We start from the raw sequence: 15,812 nt of genomic DNA on the forward strand, positions 1-15,812 counted from the left end.
CTTCTTCTTTTACGTTCATAACAATGATCACAAGCAGAAATGTTCTTACTGCATGGAAGAGTAAGACTTATATATCATCAATTAAGAGCGAGAAAAACTCTACCTTTTTCTTCGCAGAATCCTTCTTTATCCTAAAGGTCGTTATCAAATGTTATTTTAGATGTTATCATATCACTAATATGAGTAATATTCAAGTAACCTAAAAATTACATTCCTTGTCTTTCACGTAAGTGAAGGGGCTTTATAACTTATATTCCTTTTTCTAAGAGCGCTGTAATAACTTGTTCTAATTTCATACCACGTGAAGCTTTAAAAAGAATAACATCTTGCTCTTTTATAATACAGCTCAGTTGCTCACTTAGTGTGTCCTTATCCTCAATATGATAAACATGTTCAATCCCAGCATCTGATGCTCCTTTAGCAACTTCCTCACTTAAAGGTCCATATGCAAAGACGTATGATACTTCATTTTTATCAATAGATTTTCCAACTTCATAATGATATTCTCGTTCATCCTCACCAAGCTCAAGCATATCTCCTAGTACCGCTATTTTTCGGTTGTATCCCGAAAGCTCATGCAAGAGGTGAAGAGCAGCTCTCATTGCTGTTGGACTCGCATTATAAGCATCATTAATTAAGCGAGCACCACTACTTGTTTCAATCACTTCCATGCGCATTTTTGTTAGCTGCAATTGAGATAAACCTTTCACAGCTTCCTCTGCTGAAATGCCAAGTGCTTTTCCAACAAGAATGCTTGCTAACGCATTTTTCACATTATGTTTTCCAAGCACAGGTAAATGACATGTTACGTTTTCATCTGTTGATAATGAAAAAACGGTGCCGCTTTCTGTTTGTGTAACATTTAGTGGTCTTAGGTCACAGTTTTTATTATAGCCAAATGTATGCTTTTCAAATGATACCCCTTCACTTAATTTAGCAAGAAGCGGTTCTTCCCCTTCATAAATAAATACGCCGTTATTGTTCAAACCATTCACAATTTCGAATTTTGCTTTTGCAATTCCTTCTCTGCTTCCTAAATTCTGAATATGAGCTTCTCCAATATTTGTAATAACTGCGATGTCTGGTTCGCCAAGTTTTGAAAGAAGGTCAATCTCACCAAAATCACTCATTCCCATTTCAAGGATGGCTACTTCAATTGTTTCGTCAAGCTCAAGCATTGTAAGGGGAAGACCAATATGGTTGTTTAAATTCCCTCTTGTTTTTAATACTTTATATTTAGTACTTGCAACAGCTGCAATCATATCTTTTGTTGTTGTTTTCCCATTGCTTCCTGTAATACCAACAACTTGTATAGAAAGGGATTTGCGGTAGTTATGTGATAGAGCTTGCAAAGCTTGAAGCGTATCATCAACAAGAACAAGCGGAACCCCTTCAGGCTGAGGTGTTTGATCTCGTTGCCATAGTGCTGCTATTGCTCCTTCTTCATATGCTTGTTCAACAAATTTGTGGCCATTAAAATTGTCACCGATTAATGGAATAAATAAGTTTCCTTTTTGAATTGTTCTCGTATCTGTAGAAACCCCGTGAATCTCAGTTTTTTCTTCTTTTGTTACATCACTATTCGGAATCCATTCATTTATCTTTGCTAATGTTGCTTTAATCATTTTTCACTTGACTCCTTTCACTTCACAATAAGCGCACAAGAAACACTATCCATAAATGAATAGTGCTTCTTCCTGCTCTTTCTTTCTACATCGTATGTTTAATTTGCTGTTTCTCTGCGTGACGTTCCATACCTAGCTCAACTAATTTTTCAATTAGCTCACTGTAAGGTACACCTTTATGCTCCCATAAAAGCGGGAACATACTAAAAGGTGTAAAACCAGGCATTGTATTTACTTCATTAATAACTAAAGAGCCGTCTTTTGTTAGAAAGAAGTCTGCACGTACTAAGCCTGAACCATCAATCGCTTTGAATGCCTTAATTGCTTCCTCTTCCATACGTGCGTATGTTTCTTCACTAATTTCAGCAGGGATAATAAGAGCTGTATCACCGTCTTGATATTTTGACTTGTAATCATAGAAATCTGTTTTGGCAACGATTTCTCCTACAACAGAACAAGAAGGAGCATCATTTCCTAGAACACCGATCTCAACTTCACGAGCCGTAATACCCTCTTCAACAATGATTTTACGATCGAACTGAAATGCTTCTTCAAATGCATTTACAAGTTCTTCTCTATTTGTACATTTGTTAATTCCAACACTAGAACCTAAGTTAGCTGGCTTAACAAAACAAGGATACCCAAGTTCTTGTTCTACCTCTTTATACGCAGCATCTTCATTATTTTTCCAATCCACCTTTAAAAAGTGAACGTATTTCACTTGTTTGAGACCTGCTTGAGCAAACAAGTTTTTCATAATTACTTTATCCATTCCAGCTGCTGAACCAAGCACTCCATTTCCTACATAAGGAACATTCAATAATTCTAACATTCCTTGTACAGTACCGTCTTCTCCATTTGGTCCATGAAGTAATGGGAAAACAACATCAACTGCTTCTCCTTCTTGAGACAACGTGCTTAGTGACGTTGGTGAAATTGCTTTTTCTGTCAATGTTAATTCTTCAACACCTTGTACTTTTCCTTCAATTATTTCACCGCGAATCCATTCGCCGTTTTCCGTTATATAGACAGGGTGAACTTCAAATTTCTCCCCATTCAATGCATTGATAACCGCTAGAGCCGTTTGTAAAGAAACCTGATGCTCTGCTGATTTTCCACCATATAAAAGTCCGAGTTTAATTCTCACAATTGTTCCTCCTTCGACATTCCTAATGTCCTCGTCTATTGTATCACTTTCCCTTCATTTTGCGAAAAAAAGATTGTATATTTTTGAAAACAGAATCCATTTTCCTATATCTTTTCCCGCTTTACTTTTTACCTATGAAAAAGCAAGGTTGGCTTATGCTTTTTTAAATATCCTCAAAAAAAGTCAGGCTTCCTGAGCCTGACTTTCTTGTCTACCTTATAAAGGGGTTTTTTCTGTTTTTCTTACTGGAATCATAATTAAGAGGAATGCTACAAATCCTAAAATCGCCGCAACTAAGAACGGGCTTTGAGGAGAAAGTGATTCTCCTAGCACACCTGATAAAAGGGGAGCAATTGCAGCTCCAAGCCAACGAATAAAGTTGTAACCTCCAGACGTAATTGCACGCTCATGTGGTGAATTCCCCATTACATGTGTTGTAAAGAGCGCATTGTTTAATCCCGACGCTAGTCCAGATAAAATAATAATTACGATTTTTAACCATAAAGGCTGAACAACAAATAATAAAATAAGCATAATTGCAAATACAATTAATGATACTTTAAGAAGTGTCTTTGGTGTCCATTTTTTCTCAAGCTTATGAGAAAGAACAGCAGAACCATATGCTAAGCACAGTCCCCAACCAAAGAAAACAAACCCAATTTGAATAGCTGATAATCCTAAAACAAGTGGAGAATATGCTAAAACTGTAAAGAATCCGTAGTAATAAAGCATGCCTGAGAAAGCACCTTGTAAAAATGGTTTATATGCAAAAAGCTTAACCATTTCTTTTACCCCTGGTGCCTGTCTTTTTTGTTTTAGTGGTGGTTGCTTTACAAAGAAACTTACAAGAATAAAAGCTAAAAGAATAAGAATGCTTGTTACAAAGAATGGATAGCGCCAGGAGATGCCGCCTAAAATGCCTCCAACTAATGGACCTGCTGCCATTCCAAGACCAATTGCTGCTTCATACATTCCAATTGCTCCACTTGCATCACTTGAAAGAGCAATAAGCAGCGTCATTGCTGTTGCAAAGAATAAAGCATTCCCTAATCCCCAACCAGCTCTAAATCCGGAAAGTGTACCAATTGAATTAGAAATCGCACAAAGAAATGAAAAAACGGTAACAATAGCTAAGCCTGTTACCATGAGCTTTTTATCACCAAGTTTTGCTGCAAATAGCCCTGCTGGAATCATCATAATGGCCATTGTAAAAATATAAGCCGTAAAAAGCATTTCAACTTGCCAGTGACTTGCACCAATTTGCTTTGCAATCTCTGGAAGAATAGGATCAACAACACCTATTCCCATAAATGCTAGAAAAGTTGCAAAAACGGTAATAATGCGTCCTCTTTTTGCATTTTCCATCTTCATCACTCCTCTAATGTTGTTTTGAGATATTCTGTTCTATCCATCAGTTCATGAAGCTCTTGTTCAAATCGCTGCATACGTTGGATTTTGCGGGCAAGTCCATTAATTTGAACTGACAGTCTTTCTTGGAAATCATCTAACCCTTCTTGAGTCAATTCTCCACCTGCTCTTCTTCGCTCAATCCGCTTTTTTAAGTGAACGAACTGCTGGAGTTCTTGAAGGGAAAAGCCAAGCACTTCTTTAGCTTCAATGATCTTTTTTAGTTCATTAATATTTTCCTCAACGTATAGTCTTGTGTTTCCTTTTGTACGCTGTGGAGGTGTAATAAGTTCCATTTCTTCATAATACCGAATCGTTCGTTTAGTAAGCCCTGTCATCTTCATTACATCATCTATTTTATACAAGATATGCTCCCCTTTACATTTAACGTTAACGTAAGATTGTATATTTATCGTACTCCTCATTAATATAATTGTCAACTAAGTGAAATATGCTCTATGTTAAATAATTCTTTTTAGATTATCGAATATCAGAGAAAAAGAGGAAAATATTTTGCCCTATTTTCCTTTTTTAGTGGTACCATCAAAAAGAATAGCTGTGAATATTTTATGCATCTTTTTCCTACTTTCTAACAAGACTAATTAAGTAGATAAAAAAGACAGTAAAAATGTAAGCACTATTGAAATGAAAGAATCATACACCTAAACAACGAAGATTGTAATGGAGGTTCGAAAATGAGAGAAGAGAATGTTCGAGTAGAGAAAGATTTCTTAGGAGAAAAGCCTGTTCCAGACGAAGCCTATTACGGCATTCAAACACTGCGTGCAGTAGAAAATTTTCCGATTACAGGCTATCGAATTGATAAAGAACTTATAAGAGCTCTTGCTATTGTAAAAAAAGCTGCAGCTCTTGCTAATATGGATGTAAAACGCCTTTATGAAGGTCTCGGAGAAGCAATTGTTAAGGCTGCAGATGAAATCATTGATGGAGAGTATCACGATCAATTCATCGTTGACCCTATTCAGGGCGGAGCAGGAACATCGATTAATATGAATACAAATGAAGTCATCGCAAACAGAGCACTTGAGATTTTAGGTAAGAAACGTGGAGATTATTTCACACTCAGTCCAAACTCACATGTAAATATGTCTCAATCAACAAATGATGTATTTCCAACTGCTATTCATATTTCAACGTTAAACCATATAGAAGGTTTACTTATTACAATGGATAAAATGCTCCAAACCTTTCGCCAAAAAGCAAAAGAATTTGACTCGGTCATCAAAATGGGACGTACCCATTTACAAGATGCCGTGCCAATCCGACTTGGACAAGAGTTTGAAGCATATAGTCGTGTTTTAGAGCGCGATATTAAACGAATTAAACAATCTCGCCAGCATCTCTATGAAGTAAATATGGGAGCAACAGCTGTAGGAACTGGACTAAACGCAAATCCTAAATATATTAAACAAGTTGTTTCACATCTTGCAGAGATTAGTGGCTTCCCTCTTGTAGGAGCCGAACATCTTGTTGATGCGACTCAAAATACAGATGCTTATACAGAAGTCTCTGCTGCTTTGAAGGTTTGCATGATGAATATGTCTAAAATCGCAAATGACCTTCGCTTGATGGCTTCTGGACCTCGAGCGGGTTTGAATGAAATCAATCTTCCTGCTCGTCAACCTGGCTCATCTATCATGCCAGGAAAAGTAAATCCTGTTATGGCAGAATTAATTAACCAAGTTGCCTTCCAAGTTATCGGAAATGATAATACAATCTGCCTTGCTTCTGAAGCTGGACAACTTGAACTAAACGTGATGGAACCTGTTTTAATCTTCAACTTGCTTCAGTCTATCAATATTATGAACAATGCATTCCGTAGTTTTACAGATCACTGCTTAGCAGGAATCGAAGCGAACAAAGAACGATTAACAAAATATGTAGAAGAAAGCGTTGGATTAATTACAGCTGTTAACCCACATCTTGGCTATGAGCCTGCTGCCCGCATTGCTCGCGAAGCCATTCTAACAGGAAAATCCATCCGGGAGCTTTGTCTAAAATATGACGTTCTTTCAGAAGAAGCGCTAGATCGTATTCTCGATCCATATGAGATGACACACCCTGGAATTGCAGCTGAAGAGCTTTTAGAAGACTAATAAAAAGGCTAGCAATATGCTAGCCTTTTGTTGTTTATTTTTTGATTTGTCCGTTTCCTCTAATCACAAACTTAGTGGATGTTAGAGCTTTTAATCCCATGGGCCCTCGCGCATGAAGCTTTTGTGTACTAATACCAATTTCTGATCCAAACCCGAATTCAAATCCATCCGTGAAACGAGTTGAGGCATTATGATAAAGAGCTGCTGCATCTACAGAAGTAAAAAATTCCTTCACATGACTTTCATCATTCGTAATGATAGCCTCTGAATGCTTTGTTCCATATTTATTAATATGTGAAACAGCTTCCCCAACAGACAACACACGCTTCATTGCTACCGTTTTATTTAAATACTCTTGTTCCCAATCATCTTCAGTTGCTCTTTGTACCCGACTGTGAAGCTGACAAACAGCTTCATCGCCATGTACTTCCACTCCATGGTCCATTAACAAGGAAAGAAGATCTTTACCATGTAGGGCAAGCCATGCGTCATGAACAAGGACTGTCTCAATTGCGTTACAAACAGATGGACGCTGTGTTTTGGCATTAATAACAATTTCGAATGCCATTTTTACATCTGCAGATTCATCAATGAAGATATGACAATTACCTGCGCCTGTCTCTAATACAGGAACAGAAGCCTCTCTCACAACGGTCTGAATAAGATTTTTACCCCCTCTTGGGATGAGAACATCTAAATACTCATTAAGTGTGAAAAGCTCTTTAGCTGTTTGGCGACTTGTATCTTCAATAAGTTGGACAGCCTCCTTTGGAAAACCAGCTTTTTTTAACCCGTTATGGATCACATTTACGATTGCTTTATTAGAATAATGAGCAGAAGAGCTTCCTCTTAAAATAACAGCATTACCTGTTTTCAAACAAAGAGTTGAGGCATCTACTGTCACGTTTGGTCTTGCTTCGTAAATCATTCCTACAACGCCGAGTGGAACACGCATTTCAGTAATTTTAAGTCCATCATTTCTCTCAATTGTTTGTAGTACTTTACCTGTTGGATCTTCTAACTTAACAAGTTGCTCAATTCCATGAGCCATTCCTTCCAGTCTTTCAGTTGTTAAAAGAAGACGGTCTAATAAGGAATCTTCTACACCTTTTGCTCGATTTTCTTCAATATCCTTGCTGTTCTCTTCTAATATATAGCTACTTTGAGCCAAAAGTTGTGCTGCAATACTTGTTAATGCACTATTTTTTTCGTCTGTTGTTTTATGAACAAGAACAGATGCTGCTTCTTTTGCTCTTTGACCTTTTTCAATTACTTCACTCATCTTTTTTCCCCCTCTATCTTAATAAAAGATTATGCTGTCCAACCCATTGATCGCGATGGATCACTTCATAAGAAGAACGTTCAACGCTATGTGCAATCTCATCACTTCGCTTACCTTTTAAACGATTTAACTCTTCTGATGAATAACACACCTCTCCTTTACCAATTATCCCATTTGTTCCTTCTACTTCAATGACGTCTCCTTCTTTAAAAACGCCTTCTATTTCAACAACTCCTGCAAGAAGAAGACTTCTTCCGTCTTTCACTAACGCTCTTTCTGCCCCCTCATCAATCATTACTTTTCCTTTCAAAGATGAATGAAAAGCAATCCACTGTTTACGGGTATTAAGGCCTGTTACTTTGGCTCCTACGTACGTACCATCTCCATTTCCTTCCAAAACCTTGAGCAGCTTCCTAGGTCCTTGACCACTTCCAATAAAGGTTGGCACACCAAGAGATAACGCCATTTCTGCAGCAAGAAGTTTTGATTTCATTCCCCCTGTCCCAACCTTGGAACCTTCAGCGCTTGCTACTGACAAAAACTCTTCTGTGACCTGTTCAAGATAGTCAATCCGTTTGGCACCTGGATTTTTATTTGGATTATCATCATAGAGGCCATTTATATCTGTAAGGATAATAAGACGATCAGCGTGAATTAAGCCACTTAAAAGAGCTGAAAGCATATCATTGTCACCAAATGTAAGCTCTTCAATTGAAACTGAATCATTTTCATTTACAATAGGCAAAACAGAGCGCTCTAAAAGTTCGGAGAGCGTATCATATGCATTGCTATAACGCTCACGATGAGCAAAATCTTGGCGAGTTAACAAAATTTGAGCTGGTTTTATTCCATAAGTACTGAAAGCTTCAATATAAGCACTCATTAAAACACTTTGTCCAAGAGCCGCTGATGCTTGCTTTCCTTTGATTGTGACAGGTCTTGAAGGATACCCAAGCTCTGTAAATCCCGCCGCAACCGCACCTGAAGAAATTAATACAACTTCATGCCCTTCAGCACGTAAAGCAGCGATAGCTTCCGCATGTTCACTCAACTTTGTATTATCGATTCCACCACTTGTATTTGTTAATGAACTACTTCCAATCTTTACAACAACACGCTGTTTTTTCATTTTTTCCCCTCCACGTATACAAAAAGCCCTCTCACATCCTAACAAAAGGACGGAGAGGGCTTTTTCCGCGGTACCACCTTATTTGAGCACAAGTTATTATGCTCCACTTTTTCCGTTAACGCCGGTACACACGCTTAGATTTTCCCTCTAAGACTCTGAGGTAGGTTCATTAGCTCCTCCATGACAAGGTTTTGCAGCCGATGAACCTCGCTCTCTTACATGGGAAATCTAATTACTATTCCTCTTCAACGTTCTAATTTTTCTTTATTATGCCGAGAAAAAAGAACGGTGTCAAGAAGATCTTTCTTATAATTTTCAACCTTCCGTTTTTTCAATTTCTTCTGCCATATTTCCATGCATTAAATCTGCTTCTAAAAACTCTTTTGTTTTTGGCAGTACAAACTGAAGATTAGCATGTTCTCCTATTTCAACCGTACCACTGTCTATTTCAAAATCAAAGATGTGGCCTCCGCCTTGTTTGTCTTCACTAATAAAATGAAGGTGATAACCAACAACAGCCAGCCCTTGAACATACCGGGGTGTGTAAAACCCAACAATTGTTCCTTTGCAATCTTTAAAGGTAGAAACATTCTGTTCTTTAACAACGTCTGTCATTGAAGAATATGGGGGCTCCTGTTTGGAAACTGTTCGCGTCTTCATACTACAAAATGAGCCTGTAATACGAATAGAATAAAACAAATTTTCGCTAGGTAATATACTAGAGATAAATTGTCCAATTTGCTCCCTTGTTCCATTCTCTTGAATTCGATATGTTAAAGAAGGATTAAAAAAAGTAACGGCGGCAAAAGGAGTTTTCTCATCTTCTTTTACTTCTTTAATCGTACCATCTCCTTGTAGATGATAAAATTCTCCGTCAACCGCTAACATTTCACCATCTAGTTTGTTGAATGTGCCGATTCCAAAATCGCCGTGCTTTTTCACTACACTAAAAGGAACCTCCCCTTCAAACACGCCATCTAGTAAAGCACTGAAGGTTGATACTTGATAGATATTATCACCTTGTCGTTGACCTTCTGTCACGTTACTTTCATCCTTTCTCTTCTACGTTCTTACTTTCATCAATATCATTTTTTACCCTGCATGTTGGTTGATTAAACTTTGTAGCTTTGTTTCAATATGCTTTTGTCCTGACTCAAGCTCTGCCTTATCAAAATACACACGAAGGAGACGTTCCTCATCATTGTACATTTCCTCAAGCCACCCAAACATTCCTCTTGCTTTTCGATCTACCTCAACAATTACTTCTAAGCCATGGTCTTCGAGTTGGAAAACAAGTTCAAGCTCATCAAGTTTCCCTCTATATTGCGAAGAAACCGGGCGAAATTCAAATTCTTGGACAAAAGGCAAACGTCGTCGAAAATACGGAGCATGTTCGCAATCTGCTTCATGAAGTCGAAAACCTATTTGTTCAACAGTTTGAAGCACATTGTTAACCCACTTATGTGGCACAACTTTGATAGAATCGTTATCTTTGCTATCAACACCTTTTTCAATATCAACATCTGTATGAAGCCAGACGTTCACGTTTCGCACACTAACAGGTGTATCTAAAGGAAGCTGGAATGAGAAAGGAAAATCTTTTTGCTCTCCCGCTTTAATAACGAAAGAATTTGTTACGCGATGAGATAACAACTTCACTTCACGATAGTGTTTCTTGTCATCCTCTTCAATAAGATACTGTGTCATAACTTCAATATCAATGTCACTCATTGATTGCTCAACATTACCTCCTGTAACATGGACAACACCTGTAATTTCTTCCCCTTGAGAATATGATGATGAATCTAATATAGTATCAACTTTAGCAGAACCAATTCCTATACTTGCCGCAACTTTCTTAAAAAATGACATACGAACCATCTCCTTATATAGACTACATTGTTGTGAAGCCTCATAATTTTCTCTGTATCACCTTATACGCTTCATATATCTTTTTGGTTGCATTTTTTTAAGAAGTTATATTCTACTTGGCTGCCTTTTGAAGTTCGTTTTCTTTAATTAAGTCAGCGGTAAGTTGTCCAGATAAAACAACCATTGGAACTCCTCCACCTGGGTGTGTAGAGCCTCCTACAAAATACAATCCTTCGTAAACAAACTTAAAATAAGAAATACTAAAGTAAAAACCTTCATTTAATCACTATATGTTCCGTCATATTTTTTCATATATATTCTTTCGATTAACAATGGATTAAACAGAAAATACAGACTATTATAGTCATATCCTTTTTTCCCTATTCAAACTAACTTAAACTTTGTTTAGTGAAGAATATATAAAAAAGGCTACAAACTACGTAGCCTTTTTTGTATATCATTATATAACCTATATCTACCCCTTTAATGTAGACGATTTATGTTCGTAAAGAAAGACTGCCTTTTTCGGAAGCTTTCCAAATATAAAGTTGGCAAAGGGTAGGAACTTATGAACAGCCCATATGATTGTATAGCAAAGGAAAACAACTGCAATATATGTTGCAAGCATACTAAAATGGAAAGTCACGTTTGCTTGCAACGGAATAAATTTCGCTACTCCTGTAAGAACAAGCGGATGAATCAAGTAAAATCCAAAGGAATAAACAGCAATATTTTTAACAATAGCCATATATTTTGGAGAAAACTTTTGAGCTAACATTTCAGCTACAAGGAATGCTGTATAACTTCCTACTACCATAAATGTTAAATTACACATGTTATAGATAGCTGCCGGTAAGTGTAACGTCTGCATTGTGTATATATGATAGTGGAGTATAACCGTTATCGTACCAATAGCAAATGTAAAGATTAACAATAAGATATTTGACTTTTTAAATGCTTTTTCTCGCAGTTCTTGATAGTAAACCCCAATCCAAGCTCCTAGTAAAAACGTAGCTAAACTGTCTACAAATAAATTAAGGGTTGTGAAATGATAAGCTGAATTTAATAAAGAATAACAGACTTCAATCGCAATACCAAAGAGCCACATATACTTCCTAAAAAACATCCATTTTTGCGCAATGTACACAAAAATGGGTAGTACAAGATAAACTTGTACAATTAGAAAAATAAAATGAAGCTGATAATATGACTCACCTCTTGCAATACGTACAAGTGCTTCTTGCAAATTAAAGGTGTCCATAGATCCCCAATGAGAGTAAATTTCATAAATAATAGCCCAAACAAGATAAGGAACTAAAATGTAGGACACTCTTTTAATGTAATAGTTTTTCCACAACGATACCGTTAAAGGTCGGTTAATATAGTTGTAAAAGAAAACCATTCCTGTAATCACAATGAAAATACCCGCTTCAATTCTAATGATACGATTAATAAAATGGTACTTTTCATAAGCGTCTGTTCCAGCTAGTAATGTATAAGTATAGGCTCCTGTGACATGCACAAGGATAACCATCAACATCGCAAATATCCTCAAAAAATAGATAGAATTAATATTTGGCTTTTTTTGCTTTTTCATTTACTAAAATTCCCTCCCTAATACATCTTCTGAAGAAAATAAGTGAATCGTTATGCAACTATAAAAATAACATATTTATAGGGATAAACCATTGGAAATTTAACACATGTTAAAAAAATAAAATTTAAATTTTCTGTTTTTTATGTATATTCCTTCTCTCCATTTATCTTTTATACGTGTTCAAAACTTTCTTCCCTTAAAAGAATATTTCCTCTATTCATTTAGCAGTTTTTAATGTTTATATATTTAAATTTTTATAAATGCATCAAAATTTCTATCTAATAAATAATATATTGACAAATTTTATCAAAATATTAAACTATATTTATCTATATTTTCTGAAAATTAATTTTAAAGGAGATGGAGTATTGAAAAAGAGAATATTGACTAAAGGTTTCTTTGGAATTTGTTTGGCTAGCTCAATGTTTCTAGCACCACTAGGAGGACAAGCTTCTGCCCAGACGCATGAGAAAATAAACCCTTCCCCTCCTATTGATCCAGGACTTATTCCTGAAGAAAGACTAGCAAAAGAACTCCAAGACAAAGGCATCATAAGTAAATCCCTCACAAATTCTTCATTAGACCGCGCTGTTGAAAATTATATTAATCAAAAAAGAGTAGAAAAAAACACGGAACATCCTCAAAAAGCTGTCTTTAATCAAAAAGCTGAAAAACTAGTTGAAAAGCAGCAAAAAAAACTAGCCAAACAACTTGAGAAAGCAAACAAACAAATTAATAAAGGAAAAGATGGAGTAAACGTAAAAAAAGCAAAGCAAGCAAAATATAACGGTGATGTCCGTACAGACAAAGTTCTTGTCCTTCTTGTCGAATATAATGACTTTAAACATAATAATGTTCAGCAAGAAGAAGGATATATGTATGATGATGACTTTAATAAAAAACATTATGAAGACTTGATGTTTGGAGATGAGGAATTCAAGCTCTTTAATGGAGATAAAGTTAAAACATTTAAGCAGTATTATGAAGAACAATCTGGTGGAAGCTATACTGTTGATGGGACTGTTTCAGATTGGTTGACTGTTCAAGGTAATGCTGCTGATTATGGGGCAGATGGAACAAGTGGACATGATAACGCAAGTGGGACAAAAGGTCCCCGTGGACTAGTAAAAGATGCTTTAGATGCTGCCGTTAAATCAGGAATTGAGTTATCAGATTTTGATAACTATGATTTGTACGATTATGATGGTGACGGAAATGCCAATGAACCAGACGGGCTTGTTGATCACTTGATGATTATCCACGCTGGAACTGGACAGGAAGCAGGCGGTGGCTCCCTTGGAGATGACGCAATCTGGTCACACCGCTGGACATTAGATGGAGTCCACCCTGTTGATGGAACAAAAGCAGATGTTGATTATTGGGGGGGCGAAATGGCTGCTTTCGATTATACCATTCAACCCGAAGATGGAGCAGTTGGCGTTTTTGCCCATGAATATGGACACGATTTAGGATTACCAGATGAATATGATACACAATATAGCGGAGAAGGAGAACCTGTTGCTTCCTGGTCTATTATGAGCGGTGGTAGTTGGAATGGAAAGATTGCAGGTACAGAACCAACGAGTTTCTCTCCTCAAAATAAAGAGTTTTTCCAAACCACAATGGGAGGAAATTGGGCTAATATTGCAACAGTAGACTATGCAGATATTAATAAGTATGGAGTTGGAGCTGTTTTAGATCAGAGTGTAACAAAGTCTAATAACCCAGGTATTGTAAAAGTCAATTTACCTCCTAAAAAAGTAAAAGGAATCTCTCCTGCTTTTGGTAAACAATATTACTATAGTACAAAAGGAGATAATTTAAATCATACGTTAAAAACAACACAATTTGATTTAACAAATGCAAAAACTGCAAGCTTCCAATACAAAGCCTTCTATGATATTGAATATGATTATGATTTTCTTCATGTTTATGCAGTAACAGATGATGGAACTAAAACAGAGATAGATACAATTGGAGACGAAGACACAGATGGAGATGGACGTGCAGAATCTACAAAAGGAAAATGGATTGATAAAAATTACACCTTAACTCCTTTTATAGGAAAGAAAGTACATCTTGAATTTAATTATGTAACAGATGGTGGTTTATCGTTAGATGGTTTTGCATTAGATGAAGCAAATGTACTTGTTGACGACAAAAATATATTTAAAGATGATAGTGAAGGAACTCCTAAATTAGAAATGGATGGGTTTATTCAATCAGATGGAACATTTTCAAAAGATCATTACTACTATCTAGAATGGAGAAACTATGCCGGAAGTGACAAAGCTCTAGAGCATTCAAGAAATGCGAAGTACAATACAGGGCTTGTCGTTTGGTATGGCGATGAAAGCTTCACAGATAACTGGGTAGGAGAACATCCTGGTGAAGGGTTCTTAGGAGTAGTGGATGCACACCCGAAAGCTATTGCAGGCAAAAAGGATGGGGAGATAACATATAGCCAAAGCACACGTTATCAAGTCGCAGATGCAGCTTTCTCATTTGATCGTACGGAACCATTCTCTCTAAATGATTTAACGCGTGGAAACTATAACTTCTATTCTCTAAAAGGAAATAGAGTTTTTGATGACTCCCAAAAATATATTGATCAAAACATTCCTGATGCAGGTAAAATTTTACCTCAACTTGGTCTAAAGTTCGAAGTCATGGGTGAAGCAAAAGATAATTCAGCAGGACTTGTATGGATTCACAAATAAAAAAAGGCAGCCTTTTTTAAGGTTGCCTTTTTCTTTATTTGTTCTCTTCACTCTAGTTTATAGGAATCATTCTTATTTAAATTGTATAATTCTGTAACAAAAGTAGGTATTCGTTGCATCTACTTTAACATTATTACAATAAATCCTTTATTTTCCTAGATTCTATCATTCTCTAATTTTCTCTTCTTTTGCCTCTCATCCCTTCTCCTAATTGGACTCACTCTATTTTTCTATAAAAAAGTCACTCTACTCATTTAAAAAAATAAATTTCTTTTCTAAGTCTCTTTATCTAGGGAAGAAGCAGTATAACCCTTGATATAAGCGCTAAATAGTAACAAAGTTACCTTCCTTTTTTTCCAACACATACCCTTGTAGTTAAATTGTAACACTGAGCTAATTACTCTGTAATACTTTTGAAACATATCTATGTTAATATGACTCTCGTTAGCTTATAAATCCAGAGTTAACAAAGGAGAGATATGTTTATGAAGAAGAAGATGGTTTCACTTTTAACAGCAACGGCTCTATCTGTAACAATCGGATCACAAGTATCTGCGAAAGAAGTCGACGTACAAAAAGGGGACACGCTTTGGGGAATTTCTCAAAAACATAACGTTTCAGTAAAAGACATTAAAAATTGGAATCACCTTACATCAAATAAAATTTTACCTGGGGACAAATTGACTGTCTCTGAGGAGAAAACATATACAATTCAAAAAGGTGATACTCTTTGGGGAATCGCCAAAAAATTTGACGTAACTGTTCAAGACTTAAAAAACGCAAATAACTTAACATCAGATATAATTCATCCAGGAGTTCAATTAACAATTACAGCTAACGCTCCGGCAGCTACACAACAAGCTCCGGTTCAGCAGCAAGCTCCTACTCAACAAGAGACTCAAGCTCAGCAACAAGC

At 36.4% G+C, this 15,812-nt stretch carries 12 protein-coding genes, 1 pseudogene and 1 other annotated feature; of the genes and pseudogenes, 3 read left to right on the forward strand and 10 right to left on the reverse strand.

Translation table 11 applies throughout. The features are described from left to right. Positions 1–248 precede the first annotated feature (248 nt). From MOC86_RS22500 to MOC86_RS22515, 4 genes are all read right to left on the reverse strand, one after another. The gene (locus tag MOC86_RS22500) at positions 249–1,625 is read right to left on the reverse strand and encodes a UDP-N-acetylmuramoyl-tripeptide--D-alanyl-D-alanine ligase (RefSeq protein WP_268586194.1); all 1,377 of its coding nucleotides are present in this window, start codon (positions 1,623–1,625) and stop codon (positions 249–251) included. 85 nt (positions 1,626–1,710) lie between these two features. Next, complete coding sequence (locus MOC86_RS22505; RefSeq protein ID WP_268586241.1) at positions 1,711–2,775, reverse strand: D-alanine--D-alanine ligase; 1,065 nt, start codon at positions 2,773–2,775, stop codon at positions 1,711–1,713. Between the two features lie 213 nt (positions 2,776–2,988). Beyond that, complete coding sequence (locus MOC86_RS22510) at positions 2,989–4,137, reverse strand: MFS transporter (protein ID WP_268586195.1); 1,149 nt, start codon at positions 4,135–4,137, stop codon at positions 2,989–2,991. Positions 4,138–4,142: 5 nt separating this feature from the next. After that, on the reverse strand, positions 4,143–4,544 hold the full coding sequence (locus tag MOC86_RS22515; RefSeq protein ID WP_268586196.1) for a MerR family transcriptional regulator: 402 nt from the start codon (positions 4,542–4,544) through the stop codon (positions 4,143–4,145). A gap of 330 nt (positions 4,545–4,874) precedes the next feature. Between MOC86_RS22515 and aspA the strand changes: the two genes are divergently transcribed. Further along, on the forward strand, positions 4,875–6,296 hold the full coding sequence (aspA, locus tag MOC86_RS22520; RefSeq protein WP_243515721.1) for an aspartate ammonia-lyase: 1,422 nt from the start codon (positions 4,875–4,877) through the stop codon (positions 6,294–6,296). Between the two features lie 34 nt (positions 6,297–6,330). Here the strand turns inward: aspA and MOC86_RS22525 are convergent, their stop codons facing one another. The 6 genes and pseudogenes from MOC86_RS22525 to MOC86_RS22550 form a co-directional block, all read right to left on the reverse strand. Beyond that, positions 6,331–7,578 carry a glutamate-5-semialdehyde dehydrogenase gene (locus MOC86_RS22525; protein WP_268586197.1) on the reverse strand — a complete coding sequence of 416 codons (1,248 nt, stop codon included), beginning with the start codon at positions 7,576–7,578 and terminating at the stop codon, positions 6,331–6,333. Between the two features lie 13 nt (positions 7,579–7,591). After that, positions 7,592–8,707, reverse strand: a complete 1,116-nt coding sequence (gene proB / locus MOC86_RS22530) for a glutamate 5-kinase (RefSeq protein WP_268586198.1) — start codon at positions 8,705–8,707, stop codon at positions 7,592–7,594. A 42-nt stretch (positions 8,708–8,749) separates the two neighbouring features. Continuing rightward, positions 8,750–8,965 (reverse strand) — a binding site (T-box leader). 57 nt (positions 8,966–9,022) lie between these two features. Next, a complete protein-coding gene (gene budA, locus MOC86_RS22535; RefSeq protein ID WP_268586199.1) occupies positions 9,023–9,748 on the reverse strand; it encodes an acetolactate decarboxylase in 726 nt (241 codons plus the stop codon). 51 nt (positions 9,749–9,799) lie between these two features. After that, positions 9,800–10,579 carry a sporulation protein gene (locus MOC86_RS22540; RefSeq protein WP_268586200.1) on the reverse strand — a complete coding sequence of 260 codons (780 nt, stop codon included), beginning with the start codon at positions 10,577–10,579 and terminating at the stop codon, positions 9,800–9,802. Between the two features lie 112 nt (positions 10,580–10,691). Then, a pseudogene (locus MOC86_RS22545) lies at positions 10,692–10,859 on the reverse strand (diapolycopene oxygenase); the annotation flags it as partial. 195 nt (positions 10,860–11,054) lie between these two features. Next, entirely contained in the window at positions 11,055–12,176 is a 1,122-nt protein-coding gene (locus tag MOC86_RS22550) for an acyltransferase (protein WP_268586201.1), read from the reverse strand. A 422-nt stretch (positions 12,177–12,598) separates the two neighbouring features. Here MOC86_RS22550 and MOC86_RS22555 point away from each other — a divergent pair, with 422 nt between their 5' ends. Together MOC86_RS22555 and MOC86_RS22560 are read left to right on the forward strand one after the other, a co-directional pair. Beyond that, on the forward strand, positions 12,599–14,896 hold the full coding sequence (locus MOC86_RS22555; protein WP_326847757.1) for an immune inhibitor A domain-containing protein: 2,298 nt from the start codon (positions 12,599–12,601) through the stop codon (positions 14,894–14,896). Between the two features lie 485 nt (positions 14,897–15,381). Then, the coding region (locus tag MOC86_RS22560) for a LysM peptidoglycan-binding domain-containing protein (protein ID WP_268586202.1) at positions 15,382–15,812 on the forward strand (431 nt) is incomplete at its 3' end.

It is taken from the genome of Priestia endophytica (genome assembly GCF_026790145.1).
GTDB classification, from domain to species: Bacteria; Bacillota; Bacilli; order Bacillales; family Bacillaceae_H; genus Bacillus_I; species Bacillus_I endophytica_A.

What these genes read in the sequence shown, in the direction of transcription:
- MOC86_RS22540 (WP_268586200.1), bottom strand. Translation starts at nt 10,579, where the DNA reads ATGTCATTTTTTAAGAAAGTTGCGGCAAGTATAGGAATTGGTTCTGCT.
- proB (WP_268586198.1), bottom strand. Translation starts at nt 8,707, where the DNA reads ATGAAAAAACAGCGTGTTGTTGTAAAGATTGGAAGTAGTTCATTAACA.
- MOC86_RS22500 (WP_268586194.1), bottom strand. Translation starts at nt 1,625, where the DNA reads ATGATTAAAGCAACATTAGCAAAGATAAATGAATGGATTCCGAATAGT.
- MOC86_RS22510 (WP_268586195.1), bottom strand. Translation starts at nt 4,137, where the DNA reads ATGGAAAATGCAAAAAGAGGACGCATTATTACCGTTTTTGCAACTTTT.
- aspA (WP_243515721.1), top strand. Translation starts at nt 4,875, where the DNA reads ATGAGAGAAGAGAATGTTCGAGTAGAGAAAGATTTCTTAGGAGAAAAG.
- MOC86_RS22555 (WP_326847757.1), top strand. Translation starts at nt 12,599, where the DNA reads ATGTTTCTAGCACCACTAGGAGGACAAGCTTCTGCCCAGACGCATGAG.
- MOC86_RS22525 (WP_268586197.1), bottom strand. Translation starts at nt 7,578, where the DNA reads ATGAGTGAAGTAATTGAAAAAGGTCAAAGAGCAAAAGAAGCAGCATCT.
- MOC86_RS22550 (WP_268586201.1), bottom strand. Translation starts at nt 12,176, where the DNA reads ATGAAAAAGCAAAAAAAGCCAAATATTAATTCTATCTATTTTTTGAGG.